21 protein-coding genes are annotated in these 20,503 nt (G+C 44.3%); 8 read left to right on the top strand and 13 right to left on the bottom strand.

From position 1 onward, the window contains the following. The first annotated feature begins 36 nt into the window (after nucleotides 1-36). Entirely contained in the window at nucleotides 37-996 is a 960-nt protein-coding gene (locus DMB44_RS07675) for a mevalonate-3-kinase (protein ID WP_237265365.1), read from the top strand. Nucleotides 997-1,003: 7 nt separating this feature from the next. On the opposite strand, the gene DMB44_RS07680 is transcribed toward DMB44_RS07675, so the two are convergent. After that, nucleotides 1,004-1,483, bottom strand: coding sequence for a hypothetical protein (locus DMB44_RS07680; RefSeq protein WP_153280195.1), 480 nt, complete (start codon nucleotides 1,481-1,483; stop codon nucleotides 1,004-1,006). A gap of 198 nt (nucleotides 1,484-1,681) precedes the next feature. Here DMB44_RS07680 and DMB44_RS07685 point away from each other — a divergent pair, with 198 nt between their 5' ends. Next, the gene (locus DMB44_RS07685) at nucleotides 1,682-2,500 is read left to right on the top strand and encodes a universal stress protein (RefSeq protein WP_110642429.1); all 819 of its coding nucleotides are present in this window, start codon (nucleotides 1,682-1,684) and stop codon (nucleotides 2,498-2,500) included. A 3-nt stretch (nucleotides 2,501-2,503) separates the two neighbouring features. Here the strand turns inward: DMB44_RS07685 and kdpC are convergent, their stop codons facing one another. The 4 genes from kdpC to DMB44_RS07705 all read right to left on the bottom strand — a co-directional run bounded on the left by kdpC (nucleotide 2,504) and on the right by DMB44_RS07705 (nucleotide 8,669). Beyond that, nucleotides 2,504-3,121 carry a potassium-transporting ATPase subunit KdpC gene (gene kdpC / locus DMB44_RS07690; RefSeq protein WP_237265366.1) on the bottom strand — a complete coding sequence of 206 codons (618 nt, stop codon included), beginning with the start codon at nucleotides 3,119-3,121 and terminating at the stop codon, nucleotides 2,504-2,506. Further along, nucleotides 3,118-5,076, bottom strand: a complete 1,959-nt coding sequence (kdpB, locus tag DMB44_RS07695) for a potassium-transporting ATPase subunit KdpB (RefSeq protein ID WP_369907630.1) — start codon at nucleotides 5,074-5,076, stop codon at nucleotides 3,118-3,120. Before kdpB ends, kdpC begins: the two co-directional genes overlap by 4 nt. 35 nt (nucleotides 5,077-5,111) lie before the next feature. Next, entirely contained in the window at nucleotides 5,112-6,869 is a 1,758-nt protein-coding gene (gene kdpA, locus DMB44_RS07700; RefSeq protein ID WP_110642435.1) for a potassium-transporting ATPase subunit KdpA, read from the bottom strand. A gap of 258 nt (nucleotides 6,870-7,127) precedes the next feature. Then, entirely contained in the window at nucleotides 7,128-8,669 is a 1,542-nt protein-coding gene (locus DMB44_RS07705; protein WP_110642437.1) for a tRNA uridine(34) 5-carboxymethylaminomethyl modification radical SAM/GNAT enzyme Elp3, read from the bottom strand. 197 nt (nucleotides 8,670-8,866) lie between these two features. On the opposite strand from DMB44_RS07705, the gene DMB44_RS07710 reads away from it, so the two are divergent. Beyond that, entirely contained in the window at nucleotides 8,867-9,082 is a 216-nt protein-coding gene (locus DMB44_RS07710) for a hypothetical protein (RefSeq protein ID WP_110642439.1), read from the top strand. Between the two features lie 162 nt (nucleotides 9,083-9,244). Then, a complete protein-coding gene (locus DMB44_RS07715; protein ID WP_110642441.1) occupies nucleotides 9,245-10,309 on the top strand; it encodes a polyprenyl synthetase family protein in 1,065 nt (354 codons plus the stop codon). Here DMB44_RS07715 and xerA read toward each other — a convergent pair. Continuing rightward, a complete protein-coding gene (gene xerA, locus DMB44_RS07720) occupies nucleotides 10,306-11,157 on the bottom strand; it encodes a site-specific tyrosine recombinase/integron integrase (RefSeq protein ID WP_110642443.1) in 852 nt (283 codons plus the stop codon). The genes DMB44_RS07715 and xerA overlap by 4 nt on opposite strands. A gap of 120 nt (nucleotides 11,158-11,277) precedes the next feature. On the opposite strand from xerA, the gene rpe reads away from it, so the two are divergent. Beyond that, on the top strand, nucleotides 11,278-11,913 hold the full coding sequence (gene rpe, locus DMB44_RS07725) for a ribulose-phosphate 3-epimerase (protein WP_110642445.1): 636 nt from the start codon (nucleotides 11,278-11,280) through the stop codon (nucleotides 11,911-11,913). Here the strand turns inward: rpe and DMB44_RS07730 are convergent. Together DMB44_RS07730 and DMB44_RS07735 are read right to left on the bottom strand one after the other, a co-directional pair. Then, nucleotides 11,891-12,877 (bottom strand): alcohol dehydrogenase catalytic domain-containing protein, encoded by a 987-nt coding sequence (locus DMB44_RS07730; RefSeq protein WP_110642447.1) that lies wholly within the window; start codon nucleotides 12,875-12,877, stop codon nucleotides 11,891-11,893. The genes rpe and DMB44_RS07730 overlap by 23 nt on opposite strands. Before the next feature lie 28 nt (nucleotides 12,878-12,905). Continuing rightward, a complete protein-coding gene (locus DMB44_RS07735; protein ID WP_110642449.1) occupies nucleotides 12,906-13,379 on the bottom strand; it encodes a hypothetical protein in 474 nt (157 codons plus the stop codon). A gap of 462 nt (nucleotides 13,380-13,841) precedes the next feature. Here DMB44_RS07735 and DMB44_RS07740 point away from each other — a divergent pair, with 462 nt between their 5' ends. The 3 genes from DMB44_RS07740 to DMB44_RS07750 are packed head-to-tail and all read left to right on the top strand — an operon-like array spanning nucleotide 13,842 to nucleotide 16,000. Next, nucleotides 13,842-13,991, top strand: coding sequence for a 50S ribosomal protein L40e (locus tag DMB44_RS07740; RefSeq protein ID WP_010916525.1), 150 nt, complete (start codon nucleotides 13,842-13,844; stop codon nucleotides 13,989-13,991). A 4-nt stretch (nucleotides 13,992-13,995) separates the two neighbouring features. Next, the gene (gene purQ / locus DMB44_RS07745) at nucleotides 13,996-14,769 is read left to right on the top strand and encodes a phosphoribosylformylglycinamidine synthase subunit PurQ (RefSeq protein ID WP_110642451.1); all 774 of its coding nucleotides are present in this window, start codon (nucleotides 13,996-13,998) and stop codon (nucleotides 14,767-14,769) included. After that, nucleotides 14,762-16,000: a dihydroorotase gene (locus DMB44_RS07750; RefSeq protein ID WP_110642453.1), complete on the top strand. Its 1,239-nt coding sequence runs from the start codon at nucleotides 14,762-14,764 to the stop codon at nucleotides 15,998-16,000. The genes purQ and DMB44_RS07750 overlap by 8 nt, the downstream gene beginning before the upstream one ends. Here DMB44_RS07750 and DMB44_RS07755 read toward each other — a convergent pair. The 5 genes from DMB44_RS07755 to sucC form a co-directional block, all read right to left on the bottom strand. Beyond that, nucleotides 15,988-16,581 (bottom strand): METTL5 family protein, encoded by a 594-nt coding sequence (locus tag DMB44_RS07755; protein ID WP_110642455.1) that lies wholly within the window; start codon nucleotides 16,579-16,581, stop codon nucleotides 15,988-15,990. The genes DMB44_RS07750 and DMB44_RS07755 overlap by 13 nt on opposite strands. Continuing rightward, entirely contained in the window at nucleotides 16,581-16,886 is a 306-nt protein-coding gene (locus DMB44_RS07760) for a hypothetical protein (RefSeq protein WP_110642457.1), read from the bottom strand. Before DMB44_RS07760 ends, DMB44_RS07755 begins: the two co-directional genes overlap by 1 nt. Before the next feature lie 520 nt (nucleotides 16,887-17,406). Then, entirely contained in the window at nucleotides 17,407-18,324 is a 918-nt protein-coding gene (gene argF, locus DMB44_RS07765) for an ornithine carbamoyltransferase (RefSeq protein ID WP_110642459.1), read from the bottom strand. 2 nt (nucleotides 18,325-18,326) lie between these two features. Further along, nucleotides 18,327-19,184: a succinate--CoA ligase subunit alpha gene (gene sucD, locus DMB44_RS07770; protein ID WP_110642461.1), complete on the bottom strand. Its 858-nt coding sequence runs from the start codon at nucleotides 19,182-19,184 to the stop codon at nucleotides 18,327-18,329. After that, nucleotides 19,185-20,282: an ADP-forming succinate--CoA ligase subunit beta gene (sucC, locus tag DMB44_RS07775; RefSeq protein ID WP_110642463.1), complete on the bottom strand. Its 1,098-nt coding sequence runs from the start codon at nucleotides 20,280-20,282 to the stop codon at nucleotides 19,185-19,187. It lies immediately after the preceding gene. Nucleotides 20,283-20,503 lie beyond the last annotated feature (221 nt).

The following is a 20,503-nucleotide window of genomic DNA, read 5'->3' on the forward strand; positions in this document are numbered from 1 at the left end:
CGCAAAAAAGAATAACCGGTAAAAGTTGCCTGTATTATGATGACATACAGGTCAATAGGATCGACTGCATATCCAACGATCGGTGTTGTTCTGCTGGGCGGAATAGCAAACCCCTTGACAAGAACGCCACTACACACATCCGCCGGGATCGCCTACAGCGATTCATGTGGATCCATAAGGTCTGAGACCAAAATATACCGAGACGAAAGCATGCACATATTCTTCAATGGAGTTGAATCAATGGATGAAAACAGATCGGTAAGGCGTGTGCTTGAAAGATATTCAGACGTCTTTGAAGGCGCATTTGGATCGAAGATCGTATCTTATTCATCCAACAATTTTGGGATCCTGAGCGGCAGCTCTGATGCCGGCGCAGCCTCAATCGGCGCTGCTATAATGGGTTTGAAGCCGGATCTCGACCCCCATGACGTTGAAAATGATCTCCGCATGGTGTCAGAAAGTGCTGGAAGAAGCCTTTTTGGGGGGCTCACCATAACCTGGAGCGATGGATATCATGCGTATACAGAAAAAGTACTTGGAAACGAAGCATTTTCTGGATATTCCATTGTGGCCTTTGCATTTGATTATCAGAGAAATCCCTCTGACATCATTCACCAGAATATAGTGAAGAGCGATCGCTACGATGCACGAAGAAAGCACGCAGACGAACATGCGCACATGATGAAGGAATATGCAAAAACTGGCGATATCAAGGGTATATTTGATCTGGCGCAGGAAGATACCGAGGAATACCATTCAATACTCCGCGAGGTTGGCGTCAACGTCATAAAAGAAAATATGCAGAAGCTGATAAACTATCTGAAAATTCTCAAAAAAGAGTATTGGAATTCGTATATAGTCACAGGGGGCAGCAATGTCTATGTTGCAGTGGAAAATGAAAATGTGGAAAAGTTGATGGCGCTGGAGAACACCTTTGGATCAAGGAAAAAGCTCCTTCGAGTGGCTGGCGGCGCATGGAGCAGAAGACCCGAGTGAAGCTGCATCATCCGAATATCATTTCAGATAGATCATTGGGGAAATCCAATACCCTGATGTATTTATCGCCAGAGATCTCCGCAGTCGTGTAAGCTGATCTGAACGGATATGGCACCTCCCTATCCGTGAAAAAGTACTGACCGCCAAGATCAGAAAATGTCCTGCATGAGTCGCTGTCTGTATACGGCATAACAATGTTCTCCGTCACTTCGAAGAAGTCATGAAGTCTCTTCTCTTGCACGTCCGGATCTATTACCACAAGAAGCGCACCGGCCATTATTGTATCGATCACATCATTGATCCTCTCGGACATGTTCAAAACAACTATGTCGAACATGTGTGAGAGATAGGTGTACTCTGCCGTATTTAACACATGGTGATCTATGGCATCGTAATCTATTACGAAAACCTGATCCGAACCGAGAATACTTCTGACTGCTTCCGCGTCTGATCTCCCGTGCCTTATACTGAGTGTGTGTATCTGCAACTGTTCATAATACATAATGTCGAATTTATAGTTTTACATGAGAACCAATCTCAATGTAAATTTTATCTATTCCGATAAATTTTTTATTCTCAATCCAATATTTCAAGTATATTTTAAATATACATCTTTGAATTATTAAAACAGCCCTATCCATAAAATTCCAAAAAGATTATATATCATGCACTCGTATTAGTGGTAATGTTCGAGATTCCCAGACCTTATCTGCTGAAATTCGAGAGGATCGCTGTACCGATGGCCGAGGGAAGAAGTTCCAGGAGGGTACTCCATATTGCCTTTTCCTTTGCAACTGCGATGGGTTCTGAGATAACCGCCATAACTGTCAGGGATCAGGCAAAGGACATGATGTGGACCAATAAGATAACTGTGGTTACAAATGCTTATAAAGAAGGGTTGAACAACAACATAAAGGTGATACCGAAGATTCTGACGAGTTCAGACGTTAAATCTGCCCTAGTTGAGGAACTGAACAGGCATTCCTACGACATGGTCATAATAGCTTCTGAGAAGAGATCCATAATAACGCGGATAACGTCTGGACCTGTATCTAACTATGTGATAAAGAGATCGAACATACCAACGGCACTGGTGTCCGTCAAGACGCAGAATTTCCCCTACAAGACCATATACATTCCCCTTAGCGAATCCGTTAACACCCGTGGATCTGTGGCCTTCGGACTTTTCCTGAAGAAGGTCACAGGGGCGAAGGTCATATTCTCCGACCTAAGGGCATTCGATCAGAATCCAACCCATAAATTCAGCTATATATTCGATTACATGAACGAGATCGTGGAGAACTTCGGTGGGAATATAACAATGAAAAAGGGAGGCACAAGCAGCGATCTGAAGGAATCAATACTGGCTGAAGCATCAAATTCCGAGGTTGACGCGCTGATATTGGGAGTAAGGGCTGGGCCGAACGGAAAGATAAGAGTCAGCAGCGAGATAAAGGATCTCATGAAAACGGGAGAGTTCGACAGCATACTCTTCAAAAAATGATGATCAGATCTGTGATTGCTTTATATAACCACCGTGCAGGAGGAATTCTATGATGTTGACGTTCAGCCTAACCACGTTCACATAGTAGGATCCGAAAAACGGAAAGTTCTGAACCTTGCTCCTGTTAACCATAGAATGCAGATACGAATAAAGATACTTGACCGAAAGATTGGTTATATTGTGCAGCGCTATACTTATTCTTGGTATCTGTATGATCGCGCCCTGCAGAGGTATATCCGGATCAAGCCCGGATCCTGAGTACGATATCATGGCGTATGGTATCTCGCTTATGTTAACTCCTGGGTTCTCCTTCATGAACTGATGGAGATACTTTTCCGTCAGGTTGAGCATCTGCGGATTTCCCAGCGAATAGTCATAAGCGCCTGATTCACTCAGATTGTAGTCTATTGCAGACGGCCTTGGCTGGAAAAAGAAGGAGGAATTGAAGGCCTCGGCTAGGAGATAGCTTCCGTATATGTGACCGTCTATCTTCACTGGCTGCCCTTCAGACTGGAACGGGAGTGTATGTTCAGTAATGAGCGAAGTAACCGTAGGATACACAAACCCTAGTATGAAGAGGAAGAGAACTGCAAATACCAGCGCCTTTACGTATGACTTCACCACATCACCCCCAGCGCAACCAAAGCCATATAGATCAATTTTATCGCTATGAACGGCACAACAATCCCGCCAAGACCGTATATGAGTATATTCCTCTTCAGAAGATCTGTTATGGATGTGGGCTTATATCTGACACCGCCCAAGGCAAGAGGTATCAGAAATACTATTATTATCGTGTTGAAAATCAGCGCAGATGTCACGGCCAGTATCGGATTTGTAAGATCGAGTATGTTAACTAGCGACAGGCTTGGGAACATATAGAATATGGCCGGGATTATCACGAAGTATTTTGAGACGTCGTTTGCTATGCTGAATGTGGTAAGCGCGCCCCTGGTTATCAGTATCTGTTTGCCAAGGAATATCACGTCCATGAGCTTCGTTGGGTTGCTGTCCAGATCGATCATGTTTGCTGCCTCCTTGGCGGCCTGTGTTCCGTTATTCATGGCAAGCCCAACATCAGCCTTGGCTAATGCCGGAGCATCATTAGTTCCATCTCCAACCATGGCCACCATCCTCTGCCTTTCCTTCTCCCTTATGACAAGATTGTACTTGTCTATGGGCTTGGAATTAGCTATGTATTCGTCAAGGCCGACCTGGGTGGAGATATACTGAGCCGTAACCTCATCATCACCGGTGCACATCACGGTCTTTATGTCCATATTCCTTATCTCCGATATCCTCTCCTTTATGCCGGGCTTGATAAGATCCTGAAGCTCTATAACACCAGCGAAACGGCCATTGTGAACAACAGGAATTGCTGTGCTTCCCCTCATGGAGATCTCCTTGCACAGGGCCTCTATGAATTCATCAGCAACGTGGAACTTTTCCTTCAGGGCACGGAGCGAACCCTTTATTATATAGTCATTGTCCGATTCCAACCCGCTGTATTTGGTCTCGGACGAGAACGGGATGAAGGAATAGCCTTTCAGGTCTTCCTCCGTCAGATTGATACCGTTCATTTTGGCCAGAGCCATTATTGATATACCCTCCTTGGTCTGATCGTAATATGAGGCCATGGCACAGAGCCTGTAGAACTCCATCTCATCCACACCCTTATTGGGATACATCTTTACGGCCTTGCGTTCGCCTATGGTTATTGTTCCCGTCTTGTCCAGTATTATGGTATCTATATCTCCAGCATTTTCAATGGCTCTTCCGCTCTTGGCTATTATATTGTACTGCGATACCTTATTTATCGCGGCTATTCCTATGGCAGGCAGGAGTGCGCCTATGGTGGTGGGAATCAACGCTATAAGAAGAACGATCAGCATCATGATGTTTGCTGTCCTGCCATAGTAATGAGAGATCGAGAATATTGACGCGGTTATTATAAGGAATATCAGCGTCAGGCCTGAAAGAAAAACGGTGAGCGCTATCTCATTTGGCGTACGCTCCCGTGTTGCCCTGTTGACAAGATCTATCATCTTATCTATGAAGGTGCTTCCCGGATCTGCGGTAGCCCTTATCTTAATCTTATCCGTGACAAGCCTCGTGGATCCTGTGACGGTATCGCCCAGAACCTTCATTACGGATCTTGATTCTCCGGTCACATTTGATTCGTCAACGTAGCCTGAACCCTCAACTATTTCTCCATCAATGGGTATTATCTCATCCCTGTAAACGACTATTATATCTCCCTTTCTTAGATCCGTAGACTTCACATCCACTATATTGCCGTCCTTGACCACATGCGCCGTGACTTCTGTTTTGAACTTCTTCAGCGAATCCGTTATGGCCTTGCTCTTGCCCTCCGATATGGCGGTGCTCATGCTGGAGAAGAAGACCGTGAGAAACAGTAGTATAACGACTGCAAGATAAAACTGCATGTAGGTTGCTGAAGAAGGTACTCCAAAGAATCCTGGAAATACGTACACGAATACTGAAACGAAGAGGGATACCTCCGTGAGAAACATAACCGGATTGTGTATTATGATATCCGGTCTCATATTTTTCATTGTGAGTATGAACTCTTCGTAAATTTTCCCAAGATTCAAATCATCGCCCCCAGCATCAGATTGAAGTCATGGGCCCATGAAAGTAGTGGCCCAAGCACAATAATTGGGAAATAGGACAGAAGCCCTATGAGAACCATGGCGGCTATGAGCAGAATACCAAATATCCAGTTGCTGGTGTTTATGGATCTGTAGTACTGAGCCTTGGCCTTTTTCACAGAGAAGGACTGGGCTATTGCGAGCTGGAAAGCGATCAGCAGATATCGCCCAAGCAGCATTAGCACGCCATCAATGTAGTTGAAAAACGGCTGATTTGTGTCGAAGCCCCCCATCTCTGAGCCATTGTTAGAAGCAGAAGTGGCGAACTCGTAGAGCAGCTCCGTTATCCTTGATGAGTATGGATTCACGAATGTTGACATCAGGTGGGGGATCATCAGGGTTATTCCTAGCGGTATGACCACAAGCAGCGGATGTGTTATGAGCGACAGCGTCGAATACTTGATCTCCTTTGATCCTATTCTGAGACTCATAAGCTCTGGAAGCTTACCGACCATAAGCGAGGCTATGAAAACTGTGAAAATTATATACATGAATATGTTGAGAACACCTGTACCCACGCCTCCAAGGGGATCGTTCAACAGGAGACCTATGAGTACGCCGATTATACCTGCCGGAGTGTACGAAACCAGCGCTGCATTTGACGCACCTGTAGATGTGATCGTTGCACCTACGGCGAATATCGTGCTCTGCGATATGCCTATAGCCGTCTCCTTACCAACCATATTGCCCGTGTAGTATCCCATATGGAGAAATGGCACTCCGACAAATTCTCCAAAGAATGAAAACAGTCCTTGAAATATGAAGAAGAACATTATGACCCAATATAGCATCTGACCGAATTTCCGATCACCAAACACTATACCCAGCGATAGGAGCGATGCCAGAGGTATGATGACGAATGATACGAATTCCACAAGATTCGTGAACCAGTCTGGATTCTCGAATGGGAATGCGGCGTTCGCGCCATAAAAACCACCGCCATTGGTGCCTATATTCTTTATCGCCTCAAGCGTGGCGACTGGGCCCAGCGGTATGTTGTATACCTTGTTTGTGATAAACGCATTCACGGTTATGTATCTCTGCATGGTTTCCGGTACGCCCGCCAGGATCAGTATAACGGTGACTATGATGGTCAGCGGGAGGATCAGATCAAAAATCGATACAAGGAAGTCATGATAGAAGTTACCTATCTTACCTGTATCCGTTCTAATGCCCCTGACGAATGCCATTGAGGCTGCGAATCCCGTTCCCGCGGAAAGAAACATCAGACCCGTAATGACGAAAGTCTGACTAAAGTATGATAATCGCATAGGATTTGAATAATGCTGCAAATTTGTATTCGTGAGAAAACTCACGACCGTGTTGAAATCCAGTGAAGGGGACATACCGAGGGAGTCATAAGAGAATGGCAGATAATGCTGAAACATTATAACAAGAAAAGATATGAGACCTGCAAAGAAATTGAAAAGAAGAAGGTTGAGGAAATATTCCTTGAAATCCATAGAATGTTCAGGCGATTCGCCTATGATTCTTTCAAAGAATGCGATCGCTCTTCCAGTTATCTTGGAGAACACGTTTTTCTGATCAGAGTATATTCTTGCTATGTGGAATGAGAGGATGTAGGCAAGCAGCGAGGCTATGAGAAGATATATCAGTATTATAATGACACCTGACACAGCTCTTTCGGCGACAAAGAATTTTGCCCAGAAGTAAGCTTCATATTCAATCAAATTCATATTTTTTCTGCCTCTAATATTGTGTAGATCAGATATATTGCCATGATAAGAACCAATACTGAAAGCAATACGATTGAGGCTTCCATTTTTCAGTTTAATTCTATAAACATATTAATAATTTACTATGTGCATTTGAGTTTCTAAAAGATCAAGTACCAAATGAATCAGAACGATGCTTTACTAACATAGAATCTTTTGAATTTTCGAAATTTGAGAAGATTGCTTCACAAAAATTTTGATGCTTTTCTTCTTAATATTCTAGATTCTCTTGGCAACATATGGTCCAAGATCCTCATAACCTCTCTTTCTGAAATACTCCCTGACCCCTATGCCGGATATGACCAGAATACGATGGAGGCCTTCCTCTAGAGTGATTCTTTCAGCTTCCTGAACAAGACCTGTTCCAAATCCACGATGCTGCCACTCGTCTTCCTCGTGCTTTCCCACCGGCACCTCGTATCCGAACACCTTTAGCTCACGTATGATGCTTGAACCGCTTACTTCCTGCCTGTGTGCTTTATCTGAAGGTATCCTTAGGCGAACGAAACCAACGATCCTGTTGCTCTCAGTGACATAGGATATGAAGTATTCCCTTCCGCCACCTGCGTCATAGCGTTCTACCTTCAGATTGATGGCTTCATTCTTAGCGTTGTGGTGGCCTATCTCTCTGAACCTGATTTCGCCGGTTTCAATACCCTCATCCTTCATTCTCTTCTCTATCAGGTTCCTTATATCCGATCTCTTTACACCAGCCACTATAAACTGCACCGGTATATCACGCTGTATTCTCTGTACCCTTATCCACTCTGGCATCCTTCGCATGAATTCCACAATAAGTTCAACAGTCTCATTTGTGGTGTATGGCCTGTATTTGCCGTTCTTCCACAGGTTGTACAGACCGGTACCCTTTGTGACAAGCGTTGGATAAATCTTCAGCATGTCAGGCCTGAATCTAGGATCGCCTATCATCAGTTCAAAGGATTTCAGATCAAGATCTGGATTCGATCCGTACATACCCGGCATTATATGATACACTATTTTCAGACCAGCATCCCTGGCCAGCTGAGTGGATCTTGCTATATCATTCACGGTGTGCCCTCTATTGTTCATCGCCAGTACATTGTCATTTATGTTCTGGACGCCGAGCTCCACCTTCGTTGTCCCATAGCTAAGTGCCAGATCTATTTCACGCTCGAAGAACCAGTCTGGCTTAGTCTCAACCGTGAGACCTATGCACCTGTGCCTGCTGGTCTCGTTTATCCTTATGGATTCATCTAGGTTATTTCCTATAACTCCATTCATGGCGTCCAGACAGCCCTTCACAAAACCCCTCTGGTATTCTGTATCTCTCGCCGTGAACGTTCCTCCCATTATTATGAGGTCTATCTTCGATGTGTCATGTCCTATAGTCTCGAGCTGTTTTATCCTGCTGAACGTCTCCATATAAGGGTCATATGCATTATTTCTTCCTCTGAGCGCCGCAGGTTCATATCCTGTATAGGATTGAGGAGAGTTGTTGTCTATTCCACCTGGACAGAATATGCATTTGCCATGGGGGCATCTTTCGGGTGAGGTCATAGCCGCAACCACTGCCACTCCCGATATGGTTCGAGTGGGTTTTCTCCTGAGGATTCTCTTAACATTATCGTCGAAACTTGATGAATTAAGGATCTCCACATCGCTTGGAACATAGTCCAGGCCGTATTTTTTTGAGAGCTTCAGTTTGATGTCCTCAAGCTCATCCTTATCGCTGATCTGCCCAGAAAGAAGGACAGATCTCATCTCCTCGAAGAAATCCATGATTGGCTTATTCAATATGGATAGTTATTGTTTTCTGTACCTCATCTCCAAGTGATGGAATCGAATTGCGTTGAATCAGGACACGCCATTATCAGACGAAATCAAATGCAGCTCGTGGAACAGGAATAAAAATTTTTGAAGGAGATATATTTTAGAAAAATTAATTAACGTCCTATGTCATATATTCTGACGATCACATGTCAGACAATTGGGTGAGAACCCCAGAAGCTTTGATCCTTTTAACTCTTGTACTATGGATATTGAACAGCGTAGGGTATCTCAAAATCCCAGTTGGTGGAGGCACTTATTTTAACCTTGGATACACATCTGGACTCGTATTTCTTCTCATAGCCATGTGGTTCTTATTCGTTCTGCGAGGAAGAAGTCCAGGCCATCATGATCCTGAAAACTGATCTCATAACTCATTTATAATGCACACTTTTATTAACAAACGTTCTGAATGTATCCGCCGGATATCGATCATGAGCCGTTTTTTATGATTATTTCTATATCTACTCCTCGGATTCCAGAACTTATGAAAAACATTTTTAACATAACGCGCTATACTCACGAAAATGCAGATAGAAACCGAGGATCCGCATGAGACCATAAACAACTACAAGGCAAGGATAGATGAAAGGATATCAAGGTTCTTCGACAGGAAAGAAGCGGAGACAAAGGATGAACTTTCACGCAGAGTCATAAGGATGATAAGAGATTACACCGAGGGCGGTGGAAAGAGGCTCAGGCCCATATTCCTTATACTTGGCTATAGGTTATTCTCCGATGAAAATGATGCCATATTCGATGCCTCCATATCGATAGAGCTTGCACAGTCCTATCTTTTGATACATGATGATGTGATCGATGACAGCGACCTCAGGAGAGGCAGACCCAGCATGCATATAAGGCTCTGGAGATCATTCTTCCCTGCATCTGAAAAGGGAAAGAAGCTGGGTGAAGGTCTCGCTATAGTTGCGGGAGATCTAGCCGAGAGTTATGCCCATGAGAGCCTCATCACGTCCGGGTTTGATCCTGAACTGCTTATCATGGCCGACATGGAACTGACCAAGACGATAGAGATGACAGGCTATGGGCAGTTTCTCGATGTTATCTCTGGAACCATGGACGACTTTAAGGAGGGTGACCTCATAAGGCTGCACCTATGGAAGACGGCGAAATATACTCTCGAAGGGCCGCTTGCTATGGGTGCGCTGTTGAGCGGTAAGCACGACCAGATCATGGATCTCAGACTGTTTGGAAGGACCCTTGGAATAGCCTTTCAGCTGAAGGACGACATACTCGGTCTCTTCGGTGATGAAAACACTACAGGCAAATCGATATACAGCGATGTGAATGAGGGGAAACGAACGCTGCTGATGATAAAGGCCATGGAGTACTCCGACAGAAAGGACGCCGAGTTCATAGATCGTATTCTGAGGAGGGGAAACGTGACTCCGGAGGAATTCAATAGAATAAGAAGTATAGTTATGAACAGTGGATCCTATGATTATTCTGTCAAGTTGATGGACAACCTTGTGGCCAAGTCAAAGGAATACCTCGGAAGGATAAGGGGGAACAATAATGTTAAAACCTATCTGGAGTGGCTATCGGGCTATCTCATATCAAGGGATTACTAATACCGTGGCCTGTGTCTTGTATACATCTCCCTAAGGGCGGAGTCGTTAAGATGCGTGTATATCTGAGTTGTGGCCACACTTGCATGCCCCAGTATCTGCTGTATGAACCTTATATCGCCGCCGTTCCTTAGGACTGAGGTGGCGAATGTGTGCCTGAGCACATGCGGTGTCACATTTTTCTGTATTCCTGCCTGCTTTCCAAGACGCCTTATCATTCGCTCTATGGTGGACGTATCGTATTTTACATGCTTATTGCTTATGAATAGATAGTCATCAGCGCTTTCCATGGATAGCCTTTCATCTAGATATTCACTTAGCGCCTTGACGCACTCCTCTGACATTATCACGATTCTGTCCTTATCACCTTTACCAGATCTGACGTTTATGACGGCCTCCTGAAGATCCACATCGCTTATTCTAAGATTGCACAATTCGCCAACCCTTATGCCAGTATAGGCAAGAACCGAGACTATCGCATGCATCCTACGATCAGCCTTTGACTCATCTATGAGACGTTTCGCTTCATCCTCCGTTAGATATACAGGGATATGCATAGGCCTCTTCGGGGGAGTCAGATTCACTGGAATCTTCAGATCCAGAGATTTATAGAATAATTTCACCGCCTTTATGGCAAGATACTGGCTTGTCTTTGAATACTTCAACTTAACCGCCAGATAGTTCTTGTATCTCTCGATATCCATTGGCGTAACCTCTGAAGGATCCTTCCTCATGAATTCTAGGAACTGACCCACAAGAAACCGGTACTCCTTTATAGTGTATCTGCTCTTTCTCTCACCTGTCATGTATTCAACGAATTTAGCCAGATATTCTCCGGATTCTGCAGGCATCAGTGGTTAATATGCCGCATGAATATTAATAGATATGCCTATTGGGTATCCCTGGCATGTGGTGTTCTCATATACCTAGAAAATACCAAATTTTTTATAACCATTTAAAATGGCGATGCGATGCTTGTTTCTCCTTCAATCGTGGCTGCCTCGCTTTCGAAGATACAGGATCAGGTCAGGGAATGCGAAAACGCCGGATCATTCTCATTTCACCTAGACGTTATGGACGGCAACTTTGTCCCAAACATTACAGTAGGCCCAGATTTCTATGACTTCTTAAAGGGAATCTCAAGGATCAGAATAGAGAGCCACCTAATGGTGATGCGCCCGGATCTTTATTATAAGAAATTCGGAAGAGCTGGTGATCTGGTCTACGTGCATTATGAAAGCCCAATAAATGTACTGGCCCTTCTAAAAAGAATGAGGGATGAAGGGGTTGATGCTGGGCTCGTTATAAATCCAGATACGCCATTCCAGAAGGTATCGGATCTGCTAGAATACGTTCAGGTGCTACTTATAATGTCGGTGTATCCCGGTTTCTCTGGCCAGAAATTCATTGACGTATCTGATAAGATCCATGACGCTTCAAAATATATAAAAGAGAACGGCTTCAAAACCAAGATAGAGGTTGATGGGGGCATCAACGACAACACTGCAAGAATAGTCAAGAACGCAGGCGCTGACATCGTTGTATCTGCTTCATATATATTCGGTGGAAACATAACTGAAAGGATCAGGATCCTCTCATCGATATGAGTATCCTGCCTTCATGATTCTGGTTGTAGAATTTCAGAGCTTCCTGCATATCCGTTATCTTGAATTCTCTGGCTATCTTAACGCGGAGATCATGCGTTTTCATGAACTCCAGAAGATCCCTAAGATCCAATCTGGTGCCTCCAGTCGATCCTATTATTTTTCTCTCCCCCGTGTACATTTCGGCTATGTCCAGCGTGCCCTCACGGCCTGTGAAGACGCCAAACGTCACCAGCGATCCGCGAACAGACAGATGCTTCAATGAATCCTTCCAGAACAGCGTTCCCAGGGGGTTTATTACAACATCAAATTTCATGCTTTCAGGTATCTTATCCGCCTCGAATACCTCCGTGGCTCCGAATTCCTCGATCCAGTCTTTTCTGGATACTGCGTAGACTTCACATCCCATCATGGATGCAATCTGTACAGAAAACATGCCAGTGTTTCCAGAGGCGCCGAAAACGAGAACCGATTTTCCAGGAGAGCATCCGCCAAGCCTGAGTGCTCTGAAGGATGTGAGTGCGGCTACGCCTATGCTGGCAGCCATCTCATCACTCACGCTGTGTGGAAGCCTGAATACATTCTTTTCCGGAACAACAACCTTCTGTGCATAACCTCCGTTTGAAACGACTCCCCATATACCACCGTTAACACAGAGGTGTTCGTTTCCAGAAATGCACTGTTCGCATGTGCCATCGAATACCCTATTGTAGACGACCACGCGTTCGCCCTTTTTGAAATTTTCACTGTCCTCTGCCACAGTGCCGTACACCTCTGTACCGGGAATATGCGGGAGCGGGTTCAGCTTGTAAACGATCTTACCATTGATGGTATTGTAGTCAACTGGGTTCAGACCAGCTTTCTTCACCTCTATGAGTACCTGACCGTTTCTGGCCTCTGGATCCTCGATGTCTTCTATCTTGAGATTTTCATTTCCAAGTGGTTCATAAACTATGGCTGCCTTCATGCTTGATCATAAACACATGCAGAGATGGTCAATAATTTTTTTGCTGGACATCTGCGTTTATATCTCTGGATTCCGTCATCTGTCTTTTCTCCACGATGAGGTTGATGCTCTCTCCCAGGAGCAGGCCTGCCGTGAAAGATAGAACGGAGTCAATAATGATATTTATGACAAAGCTGTCCGGCAGCACGAATTGAAGGAATATCCTGGCCAAGAAAGATGAGAGCCAAATTATGAATATCACGGGCGATCGCCTGTAATAGAGAACATCTGATCTGTAAAAGAACTGTGCCTGCCCTGCAAATCTGGATCCAAGGACATAGCCAGCCGGTATGAGAAGCAGAATGGAATAATAGAAGAACCTGCCTGCAAAATTGATGAGAACAGCGAAAACGGATAAAATTATATAAACGGCAGGCAAACGTACTACTCTCACCTTGGAGTATCTTCTGCCATGAAATGCTCTGATGGTTGTACGTATCAGTATCAGGGCAATTATGAACAAAATTACTGCTAATCCAGGAATAAACACGCTCTTTAATGTAGATTACATAAATATAATTTTGTAAGTGTTCAAAAAATGAACAATATTTTCAGAATCTTCGCATAATTCTATCGGATATTTTATGAAATATCCATATCAATCCTTGAAGATGATCATCGCACTGTGCTAAATTTTATCTTCTCATACTTGAAATGCCACATACATATCGATCAAATCAAAAGTTGATGTTTCTTCCCTTCAATAAGTCTATGGGTCATAAATCATATTATAATCTATCAAATAGATTTACAATACAAGATAAGGTTTAAGTAAATAGTTGAAATGAGGCAGAGAATTTAAGATTTAAATGTAGATTTGCATCAGATATGGCATGAGATGGGACGATACGGTCGGCAAATCATGCCAACTGAATCCCGATGGTATGGTTCGGGTATGATGCATCAAATGTAAAGGGTGAAATTAATGGCATTTCCAGAAGCGGTTGAACGCCGTCTCAATAAGAAAATTTGCATGCGCTGCTACGCAAGGAATTCGATACGCGCAACAAGATGCCGGAAGTGTGGATATACAGGGCTGAGGCTCAAGAAGAAGGAGAGGTCCGCAGGCAAGTAATGATATGAAGCCACCAAAGGTTGGAATCCTCCTCATGGAGGGTACAAATAACGAAACTGAGGTATTTTTTTCAGTCAGAAGGAGCGGTGGGGATCCTGATTATGTACATGTGAGCGATCTGGCACGTGGAGATAAGTCCATCAGCGAGTACGATGCTCTTATAGTGCCTGGAGGTTTCTCTGCAGGTGACTATATAAGGGCAGGAGTAATATTCGCGGCACGACTTTCGTCAGTGGCAGGAAGGGACATAAAATATTTCATTGACTCTGGCAAGCCCTTTCTTGGTATTTGTAATGGTTTTCAGGTGATCATGGAGCTTGGCCTCATAGGGAACAGGGAAGAGGTAACGCTGACGAATAACAAATCGGGAAGGTTTGAATGTCGCTACACCTATATGACAATGGTCTCAAATAATCCGATCTTTAGAGATGCGTTCAGTGGTAAAGGATCATTTCAGGTTCCTGTTGCTCACGCTGAGGGCAGGATCGCAGTTTCGGATCGATCGGTCTTGAAGAGGCTTTATGAAAACGATCAGATCCTGTTCAAATATTCAGATCCATCTGGTATAAGCGACGACTACCCATGGAACCCAAATGGTTCTATAGATTCCATAGCATCGCTCACCAATGAACATGGAAATGTAATAGGGTTGATGCCGCACCCAGAACGTATATACTATCCATATCAGGCCATGTACACCGATGCCAAGAAGGAGATAGCAACGGGTAAGCTGTTCTACGACAGCCTGATATCCTATCTGAGTGGTAGACATGGATAGAGCCATCTGCGGGAACTTCTATTACAATGGCAAGTTTGACTACCTCGAAGTTATAGTATCAGATGGAAAGATCGCTGAAATAAAGAAGAACGCTGGCAATATGCCGAAAACAAGGTTTGATGGGGCAATACTTCCCGCATCCACCGATATACATGTGCACTTCAGAACCCCTGGTGAGACAGAAAAAGAGGATTTCAGCAGCGGTTCACTTTCGGCCATATATGGCGGTACAACCTACGTTATGGACATGCCAAACAACAGGATACCTGTAACTGAATACAATGCATTCGGTGATAAGCTTGGCGTCATAGATTCAACCTCCTATGCTGATTTTTCACTTTATTCTATGGAAACCGGAAACAATGCGCTACTCATAGACAGGCGGAGCATAGGACTTAAGGTTTATCTCGGAGGTTCGACAAATTCCACCGGTACTGAAGCCATCACCGATGAGGATGTGAAGATTATAAACGATCTCAGATACACAGTCATCTTTCACGGAGAATCAGAACGATGTCTCAGGGCGCACAGAATCGAAGAAAAAAACCTGAGAGATCACAACAATGCAAGGCCCATAGAATGCGAGATTGAAGCTGCAAAATACGTCAGTGATCTGAAGATAGAGAGAAAAATCATGGCCCATGTTTCCTCATCAGATGTTAAAGGCAATTTTTTGAGGGAGGTGACTCCCCATCATCTGCTACTCAATGATGAGATGCCCCTTGGGTCAATTGGCAAGGTTAATCCTCCACTCAGGGACAGCGGGACTCAAAAAAAGCTTCTTCAGGATTATGTGGAGGGCAAATTCGATATATTATCTTCAGACCATGCGCCTCACACCGAGGATGACAAAAGGGATTTTGAATATGCCAAATCAGGTATCATAGGTGTTGAAACAAGGGTACCATTATTCCTGGCGCTGGTTCAGAAGAAGGTGGTACCATTTGAGGTCTTTTACAGAACTGCCATAGAGACCCCACCATCTTTATTCGGTATTAAGAAAGGCAAAATAGCTGTAGGATATGACGCAGATTTCATGGTAGTGGATTTCACCAGGGTAAGACGGATCAACGACAACAGGCTGCATTCTAAATTCCCTGTAAGCCCGTTCAACGGTATGGATGCAATATTTCCCTCGCATGTGATGATGAGAGGCAACTTGGTCATCGATAACTATGAGGATATCTCGGATCCTATGGGGATTTTCATTCCAAAACCTCAAAATGAATGATTCTTCACTCCAAATATAACTGCTTCTATCTTCATCCAATCCGATGTATGGTGTCTGTAGATCCTTGGAATTGAGAGATATATTCGTTCTTCGCGGAATATTTCGCCCCGGCTTGATAATTCTGTCTTAAGAAAATCTCTGGATCTGGCATTTCCGATGCTGTAAATCCACTTGGATGTTTCGAAGGCTTTGTCTATGAATGATCTGTCTGAGTGTTTTATCACCGATCCGAATGGTGGATTCATTATCCAGGTATCGTATTTTCCAACTACATCTGACACGTCTGAGACGAAGAAGTTAACGTTGACGCAGTTCCTTCTGGCAACCTCTATGGCCTCAGGATCTATATCGAATCCAGAAACAGTGCCGGCACCAAGAAATCTTGCGCCGCAGGCCAGGATGCCATTGCCGGTGCCTGCATCTATCACGGACTTTCCTGTTATGTTTCCATCGTTGTATATCTCGATCAAAAAATAAGCGGCATTGGAAGCATCCGTTGGATACTGCTCTAGATGATTCTTAAAATTTGTGAGAGGTTGAAGTTTCTGAAGTAAAATCTCCAGATCACTCTTTATGCCCATCAGTATTCAGGCGTGCCTATAACAAGATCGATTATTTCCTTTGCTATTCTGGCAGAGTTTTCCTTGCTTTCTCCCCTTTCAATGAGGAGCCTTTCTATCTTGCGTGTAGCCCTCTGCCTTTTCCATGTCCCATTCTCATGTGCGGCAAGTACAATGTATTTTGCGATTTCTCTGTCCACGTTTATACCGAATCTCTCTCTGATCTTTATCTGCCATACAGGAACCAGTACCGTCGGAAGGTCACGCAATTCACGGCGTCTTTCGGATACTATGCTGTTTATATCCTTCCTTCGGGCTAAGACCATATACAAACATATGTAGGTTTCTATTAAACATTTCTGTGGACATTTTCATTTCATGGAATTTTACCGTATTGTTATGTATTTCTCTCCAGTGTTCCAGCATTACATATATAATAACATACAGCTAGAATGTCTTTTAAAGGATCTGGCCTCTAAGGTGAACTTCAGAGAGATACCCGTTAGCTGCGAATAAGATCAGTAAACAACTTGATTTATGATCTTTATGACTTAAGAGATTTTCCTTGAAAAATTTTCAATTTGGGCAATTCTCTACATCATCCGGTCGGAGACATTGATCTTTGGCTTCATTCAAACTCTCAATTCTCTGTGAGCTATAACTTATCTGAATCTTCATCCATCCGGCCGGAAATGTCTCCAAAGGCCTCTATTCTGATCGCACAAGCCATATTCCCCTAAATCCTGCAAATTCTCTATTAAATTCTTAAGTTGATAAAAGTTGACGCATATTCTGTCTGAAGAAAGAGTTTTACAGCTTCACCGAGCTTATAAATTATGATAAAAATCAATATGAAAGGAGTTTGTAGAGAACTCCTTTCTCGGAGTGCAGCCTGTTCTCGGCTTCGTCAAAGATGACGCTGTTTATGCTGTCTGCCACTCCATCTGTGACCTCAAGCCCACGATGCGCTGGAAGGCAGTGCATAAAGATGTAATCCTTCTTCGCATTCGATACAAGGCTTTCATTTATCTGGTAAGCCTTAAAGGCCTTCTCCTTCTCACCCTTCTTTGATTCTTCACCCATCGATATCCATACGTCCGTGTATATTATGTCCGCATCTCTTGCAGCCTCTACAGGATCGTTTGTTATTGTTATGGTGGATCCATGCTGTTTTGCAACATTTCTGGCCTTCTCAACGAACTCGGACTTTGGTTCGTATCCCTTTGGTGATGCCACATACATATCAGTGCCAAGCAGAGCCGAGCCGAACATCAGGGAATTTGCCATGTTATTTCCATCGCCTATGTAGGAAAACTTCAGATTGGTGAATCTACCCTTCTTCTCCTTGACTGTCATGAAGTCTGCAACGATCTGGAGTGGGTGCTCCACATCGTCAAGCGCATTTATAACTGGAATGCTTGTGCTTCTTGCAAGTTCCACAACGTTTCTGTGATCATATGCCCTGTAGGCTATAGCGTCCAGGAATCTGGAAAGTACATGACCCGTATCCGATATCGTTTCTCCTCTCCCCAGCTGCATCTCTGAAGGATTGAGATAGACCGCATGGCCTCCAAGCTGATCTATGGCGACCTCTAGGGACGTTCTAGTCCTTGTGCTTGGTTTCTCAAAAATCAGGCCGAGCACCTTATTCTTCAGCGAATCGTAGCTTCTGTATCTGTTCTTCTTAAGCTCAAGAGATAGGTCTATTATTTCGCCGAGATCCTTCTCCATATCAAGTACAGAAAGAATATCTCTCTTGCTCATGCTTATTCCTCCAGAAGCTTTGGTATATCCTGCGGATAATCGGCAACCTTAACTCCTGCCTCAGCAAACGCCTTAAGTTTGGATTCTGCGGTACCAACTCCACGTTCGATTATCGCGCCTGCATGTCCCATTCTCTTGCCTGGCGGTGCACTTCTCCCGGCTATGTACGCCACCACCTTCTTCTTCACATGCTTCTTGATGTAATCTGCTGCGAGCTCCTCATTGTTTCCGCCGATCTCACCAACCAGCACTATGCGCTTTGTCTTTTCATCCTTCTCAAACATCTTCAGAACGTCTATGAAGGTAAGCCCAACAACTCGATCACCGCCAAGGCCTATAACGGTGCTCTCACCCATTCCAGCCTTGGTTACAGCATAGACTATTTCGTACGTGAGTGTTCCGCTTCTGGAAGCTATCGCGACATCACCCTCCTTGAATATGTGATTGGGCATGATTCCTATCTTGCTCTCGAATGGTACGGTTATACCTGGACCGTTCGGGCCGAGCACAGTTATACCACGGAGCGAGGCTTCTCTGACTATCTCCATCGCGTCCTGATACGGAACATGCTCAGTGAGTATGTACACTATCTTGAGACCATTGTCTATAGCTTCGTATGCCGCATCCTTGACGAATGGTGCAGGTACAGATATCATTGTGGCGTTTGGTTCATACTGCATCGCCTCTGACACAGAGTTCACTATGGGCACCTTATCTGCGAACTTTGTGCCTCCCTTTCCTGGAGCCACTCCTGCCACGACCTTCGTCCCGAACTTCAGCATTTCTCCAGTATGAAACGATCCCTGATGTCCAGTTATTCCCTGAACTATTACCTTTGTGTTCTTGTCTATCAAAACCATTTAAAACACCTTCGTGACCCTTTCGATTGCAGGCATCATCTCAGAAAACGCCTCTATGCCGTTTTCCTTCAGTATTTGCCTGCCCTCCTCCTCATGCACGCCGCTCAATCTGACAACTATGGGTATCTTGATGTCGAATTTTTTCTTGGCATCCACTATTCCCTGAGCAACGGTATCACATTTTGTGACGCCGCCAAATATATTCACTAGAATGGCCTTTGGCTTGGCCTCTAGCACAAGGTCAAATGCATTCACCACTATGTCGACATTATCAGTACCACCCAGATCCAGGAAGTTTCTGGGCCTGCCTTTGTGCAGCAGCAAAGCGTCCAGAGTTGCCATGGTAAGTCCTGCGCCGTTTGCAATGACGCCTATATCGCCGTCCAGTTCCACGAATGCGTATCCCTTGCTCTCCGCCTTGAGCTCCAGAGGCGTCTTCTCTGGATCCTTTATGTCGAACTCTCTATGCCTGAACATCGCATCAGAATCTATTACAACCTTGGCGTCCGCTGCTATCAGCTTTCCGTCGCTTGTCTCCACAAGAGGGTTTATCTCCACCAGTTCAGCATCCTCACCGCGATAGACGTTGTAAAGCTTCTTCAGAAGATCCAGAAACTGTTTGGATAGATCAGGACTCAGCCCCATAAATGTAGATGCTTCCCTGCCTATGAAATCGGAATATCCAAGCGATGGATCGATTATCCTCTTGAATATCTTCTCATCCGGAACCGTTTCTATTTCGACGCCGCCCATCGCGCTTGCGATGAGGGTGGGTGATCTTGCAGACCTGTTCAGCGCAATGCTGACGTAATATTCATGCTTTATGCTGAGCATATCCTCTATGAGAACCTTGGTAACTGTGAGGTTTCTCACCTTTGTTCCAAGCAGCGATTTGACCGCGTCCTTAAGTTCCTGATCGGTCTTGGCGAACTTTATACCTCCGGCTTTTCCCCTTCCTCCAAGCAGAATCTGCGACTTCACAGCCACAGGATTTGTGAGCTTTCTGACCTCATCTACGCTTGAAACAACATACCCATTGGGTACAGGTATTCCGTACTGACGGAAGATATCCTTCCCCATGTACTCATAAAGATTCAATATACCACCGTACCAGTGATTGCATAATGTCATAATAACGTTTTTCGATTCACTTTTTATTGAGAAGCTTGGGGTTCGTGGGAGCTTTAAAACTCCATCTTCATAAATGAGATACACAGTTTACCCTTGATAATTAAATTTAATGAAAATTTTGCATGACCACTAGTAACATGGCCTATTGCAGTACGAATATACGTAAATGGAGACCACAATACGTTGTT

This window comes from Thermoplasma sp. Kam2015, assembly GCF_003205235.1.
Classification (GTDB): domain Archaea; phylum Thermoplasmatota; class Thermoplasmata; order Thermoplasmatales; family Thermoplasmataceae; genus Thermoplasma.